This is a genomic window from Streptomyces sp. NPDC001231, from assembly GCF_042896885.1.
Classification (GTDB): Bacteria; Actinomycetota; Actinomycetes; order Streptomycetales; family Streptomycetaceae; genus Streptomyces.
In genome coordinates this window covers 1-4,611 of sequence record NZ_JBIAXS010000017.1, presented here as the reverse complement: position 1 = coordinate 4,611, position 4,611 = coordinate 1, and the positions used below count along the sequence as shown (strand labels likewise).

The following is a 4,611-nucleotide window of genomic DNA, read 5'->3' as shown; positions in this document are numbered from 1 at the left end:
GGGACCCACGCCGACAGCGACCCGCACAAGGACCCCGACAAAGCCGTACCCCGCGACCGAAACAGCGCCCAGTTCACGGTGACGTCACGCCGCGAGGCCTGAACGGCGACCCATCCCCACCACCGGCCGCAGGCCGACGCAAACGCCATGTGCCCCTGCCGCCGGGACCCACGCCGACAGCGACCCGCACAAGGACCCCGACAAAGCCGTACCCCGCAACCGAAACAGCGCCCAGTTCACGGTGACGTCACGCCGCGAAGCCTGAACGGCAGCCCATCCCCACCACCAGCCGCAGGCCGCAGGCCGCAGGCCGACGCAAGAGCCGAAGCTGGGCCGCGCGGTCAGGCGGCAACGGAGCAGCCGCCTGGCATCGCGGCACGCTCAACGCCGAAGACCGCCGCGCGCGACCCGGAGCAAGGTCCGGTGCGCGAACGCGGGCGTAGGCCGCAGATCCCGGTGCGGGTCGGCGGGGGCGGTGTGGGGCCGGTCGGAGGTTCCGGCCCGGGGCCGGAGATCCCGTGCCCGGCGCGGGTCGGAGGACGTGCGGGTGCTTCGGAACCGTGGCCTCGGCCCCGGCACGGCGACACGCCCCGGCCGCCGCCAGGTACGGCACACGGGACGGACGGCCCCGGCCCCGCTTACCGGCACCGGCCGCGGAACCCGCGCACGCCCGGCTGTGGTCAGTGGGGAGTTTTCGGGGGGCGGGACAGGAGGATCAGGCTGCGGGGGTCGGCGCGGAGGGTGCCGCCGGGTTTGTGCTCGGCCTCGTCCGGCGGGCCCAGGGGTTCGGCGGTGTCGAGGAGGGTGGTCCAGCGGTCGCCGTAGGCGCGGCCGGGCAGGCGGAAGTCGACCGGTTCCCAGTAGCCGTTCAGCAGCAGGAGGAAGGAGTCGTCCACCAAGGGACGGCCCTGCCGGTCGGGTTCGGCGATGGCGTCGCCGTTGAGGAAGACCGTGACGGAGTGCGCGTCGGAGCGCTGCCAGTCCTCTTCCGCCATCGCGCGGCCGTCCGGCAGCAGCCACACCAGGTCGGGCAGCGGCTGGTCGTTCCGGGTCGCGGTCCTCCCCTGGAAGAAGCGGCGCCGGCGCAGCACGGGGTGGGCGCTGCGCAGGCCGATCAGGTACCGCGTGAAGTCCGCGAGTTCCCGCTGCTCGCGGGTCGGCCGCCAGTCGATCCAGGAGACCTCGTTGTCCTGGCAGTAGGCGTTGTTGTTGCCACCCTGGGTACGCCCCAGTTCGTCGCCGTGGCACAGCATCGGGATGCCCTGCGAAAGCAGCAGCGTGGCAAGGAAGTTGCGCTGCTGGCGGGCCCTCAGTTCCAGGACGGCCGGGTCGTCGGTGTCCCCCTCCGCCCCGCAGTTCCAGGACCGGTTGGCGCTCTCGCCGTCCCGGTTGCCCTCACCGTTGGCCTCGTTGTGCTTGTCGTTGTACGACACCAGGTCGAGCAGCGTGAACCCGTCGTGCGCGGTGACGAAGTTGACGCTGGCGCGCGGCCTGCGCCGGTTGTGGGCGTACAGGTCGGCGGATCCGGTCAGCCGGGAGGCGAACTCGCCGAGCGTGTGCTCCTCGCCGCGCCAGAAGTCCCGTACCGCGTCCCGGTACAGGCCGTTCCACTCCGACCACAACGGCGGGAAGTTGCCGACCTGGTAGCCGCCCTCGCCGAGGTCCCACGGCTCCGCGATCAGCTTCACACGGCTGATCACCGGGTCCTGCTGGATCAGGTCGAAGAACGCCGACAGCCGGTCCACCTCGTGGAACTGCCGGGCCAGCGTGGCCGCGAGGTCGAAACGGAAGCCGTCGACGTGCATCTCGGTGACCCAGTACCGCAGCGAGTCCATGATCAGCTGCAACACGTAGGGGTGGCGCATCAGCAGGCTGTTGCCGGTGCCCGTGGTGTCGTAGTAGTGCGCCCAGTCGCCGTCGACCAGGCGGTAGTACGAGGCGTTGTCGATGCCCCGGAAAGACAGCGTCGGGCCCTTCTCGTTGCCCTCGGCGGTGTGGTTGTAGACCACGTCGAGGATCACCTCGAGCCCGGCCGCGTGCAGCGCCTTGACCATCGACTTGAACTCGGGGACCTGCTGCCCGCGCATACCGCCGGCGGCGTAGCCGTTGTGCGGTGCGAAGAAGCCGATGGTGTTGTAGCCCCAGTAGTTGGAAAGGCCCCGGCCCTGGAGCACGCCGTCGTGCACGAACTGGTGGACCGGCATCAGCTCGATCGCCGTCACACCCAGCGAGGTCAGGTGCTCGATCACCGCCGGGTGCGCCAACCCCGCGTAGGTGCCGCGCAGTTCGGGCGGCACCTCGGGATGGGTGCGGGTCAGGCCGCGTACGTGCGCCTCGTAGATCACGGTGTCGGAGTACGCCCGCCGCGGCGGACGGTCGTCGCCCCAGTCGAAGGCCGGGTCGGTCACCACGCCCAGCATGGTGTGCCCGGCGCTGTCGGCCGGGTCCGGGCCGTGCGCGGCCCGCTCGTACAGCGAGGGGTGGTTGTCGATCTGGCCGTCCACCGCCGTGGCATAGGGATCGAGGAGCAGTTTCCTCGGGTTGCACCGGTGGCCGGCGGACGGGTGCCACGGCCCGTGCACCCGGTATCCGTAGCGCTGCCCCGGCCCGACACCGGGCAGGTAGCCGTGCCACACGAAGCCGTCGGCCTCGGTCAACTGCACGTCACGATGGGTGCCGGCGTCGTCCACCAGGACCAGGTCGACGCGCTCGGCCACCTCGCTGAACAGGGCGAAGTTGGTGCCCTTCCCGTCGTACGCCGCCCCCAGCGGGTAGGGGTACCCGCTCCACACGGGTACCCCTTTCCGTCGTCTTCGCCCGGTCATAGGGCCGCTTCCAGCAAGGCCTGCGGCCCGCTGAGCGGAGAGGCCAGTGCCGTGACCGGCATCTCGCGCGGCGTCTGCAGACCCTCGCGCAGGGCCGGGTCCGGGGCCGTCGGGACCAGCGGGACGCGCACCCCGGCGCGGGCCCGCTGCGAGAACCAGATGATCTTGCTGCCGGTCCGGGAGGCGCAGCAGCCCCAGCCGTCGCTGGTCGCCGCGATACGGGCCAGGCAGCCGCGCAGGTCCTGGTCGGGGCGCAGGTCGTGGTTGTTCTCCCCGACGGCGGTGATCAGGTGCTGGCCGGTCCACCACATCTCGATGGAGGTGTGCTTGTCGGTGGCGTGCTCGTCGATGGCCTTCAGCAGCATCTCGGCACCCCCGCACACGGGGTCGACGAGGTCCTCCAGGTCCCAGAAACGCAGGTGCGCGGCCAGGATGCGCCTGACCTGCCCGACCCGTTCCGGGCTGACTTCCACGTCGAGGTGGTAGTAACAGGGCACTGCGGTCTTCATCGTCGTTGGCTCCTCACCGGCGAGGCCCACGCTCCGCTCCCGCAGGTGCGAGGAGCCCCGAAATCACGAAACGTGAACATCTGTTGCCTCTGAGTCAGATCCACAGTGCGCGCGCTACGCCATTCGTGCAACAGGAGCAGGTCAGCGCACTTGTTGAAGATCCAACAGGACGCTGTGTCGTTGAACGTGCACCATGAGTGAAGTCTCGAGCGCCGTAAACGGGACCGCTGCCCACGCGTGCGCGGTCGCCGCCCCGGCTGTCGGGGAAACGAGCCCATCGAGCGCATCCGAAAGGTGAACGGCGCCATGCTGCTACCCGCCAAAGCCGAAGTCGCCCGGCATCTGCGCCGCTACCGGGCGTGGGAACGCGCGATGCTCGCGTCGCCCGACGACCGCCGGGTGCGGTCCACCTTCGAGGACTCGGGCTACACCCTGTGCGTGCTGATGGGGAAACGCTGCGCGCGGGAGGCCGCGGACGCCGCCGAGCGCTATCTGTGCACCAGCCTCGGCACCTACCTGCGGGAGCAGAGCGGCCGGCCGCACCGGAACGCCGTCTCCCGCCGGGGCCCGCCGAAGGCGGCCCAGAGACGTTCCCGCGCCGGGAGGTAGGTTCCGCCCGGCACGACCCGATTCCCCGGCCGGGCGCGAGCCCGGCCTTGAGCACGGCGGAGGTGACACCCGTGAGTTCGACCCCGAGCCAGGGCGCCGGCACGGCCTCGATGATCGGCCGCATCCCGGTGCGGGACGTCCGTCCGGCCGTGGAGGGCGGCAGGCGAGCGGCCAAGGCGGTCGCGGGAGAGACGTTCCCTGTCACCGCCACCGTGTTCCGCGAGGGCCACGACGCGGTGGCCGCGAACGTGGTGCTGACGGATCCCGAGGGCCGGCCCGGCCCGTGGACGCCGATGCGCGAGCTGGCGCCCGGCACCGACCGCTGGGGCGCCGAGGTCACTCCGGGTGGGGCCGGCCGCTGGACGTACCACGTGGAGGCCTGGGCGGATCCGGTCGCCACCTGGCGCCGCGTCGCCTCCGTCAAGGTTCCGGCCGGCATCGACGCCGGGCTGGTGCTGGAGGAGGGGGCCGCTCTGCACACCCGGGCGGCGGCCGGAGTGCCGCAGGGGCCGGAGCGGGACACCGTGCTCGCCGCGGCGGCGGCGCTCGAGGACGACTCGCTGCCGGTGATGACCAGGCTGGCGGCGGCGTTGACGCCGGAGGTGGACGCGGTCCTGGCCCGGCATCCGCTGCGGGACCTGGTCACCGCCTCCGCACCGCTCGCCCTG

4 protein-coding genes are annotated in these 4,611 nt (G+C 71.8%); 2 read left to right on the top strand and 2 right to left on the bottom strand.

The features are described 5' to 3' along the window. Positions 1-680: 680 nt before the first annotated feature. A complete protein-coding gene (gene glgX / locus ACFY3J_RS21180; RefSeq protein WP_390841475.1) occupies positions 681-2,825 on the bottom strand; it encodes a glycogen debranching protein GlgX in 2,145 nt (714 codons plus the stop codon). Beyond that, on the bottom strand, positions 2,822-3,334 hold the full coding sequence (locus ACFY3J_RS21175; RefSeq protein ID WP_384182183.1) for a pep a2: 513 nt from the start codon (positions 3,332-3,334) through the stop codon (positions 2,822-2,824). Before ACFY3J_RS21175 ends, glgX begins: the two co-directional genes overlap by 4 nt. Positions 3,335-3,640: 306 nt before the next feature. On the opposite strand from ACFY3J_RS21175, the gene ACFY3J_RS21170 reads away from it, so the two are divergent. Further along, the gene (locus ACFY3J_RS21170; RefSeq protein ID WP_384182186.1) at positions 3,641-3,943 is read left to right on the top strand and encodes a DUF5133 domain-containing protein; all 303 of its coding nucleotides are present in this window, start codon (positions 3,641-3,643) and stop codon (positions 3,941-3,943) included. A 110-nt stretch (positions 3,944-4,053) separates the two neighbouring features. Next, positions 4,054-4,611 (top strand): maltotransferase domain-containing protein (locus ACFY3J_RS21165; RefSeq protein ID WP_384182213.1); only part of this gene is annotated, 558 nt, incomplete at its 3' end.

Coding starts and splice junctions, on each gene's coding strand:
- glgX (WP_390841475.1), bottom strand. CDS start 2,825: ATGACCGGGCGAAGACGACGGAAAGGGGTACCCGTGTGGAGCGGGTAC.
- ACFY3J_RS21175 (WP_384182183.1), bottom strand. CDS start 3,334: ATGAAGACCGCAGTGCCCTGTTACTACCACCTCGACGTGGAAGTCAGC.
- ACFY3J_RS21170 (WP_384182186.1), top strand. CDS start 3,641: ATGCTGCTACCCGCCAAAGCCGAAGTCGCCCGGCATCTGCGCCGCTAC.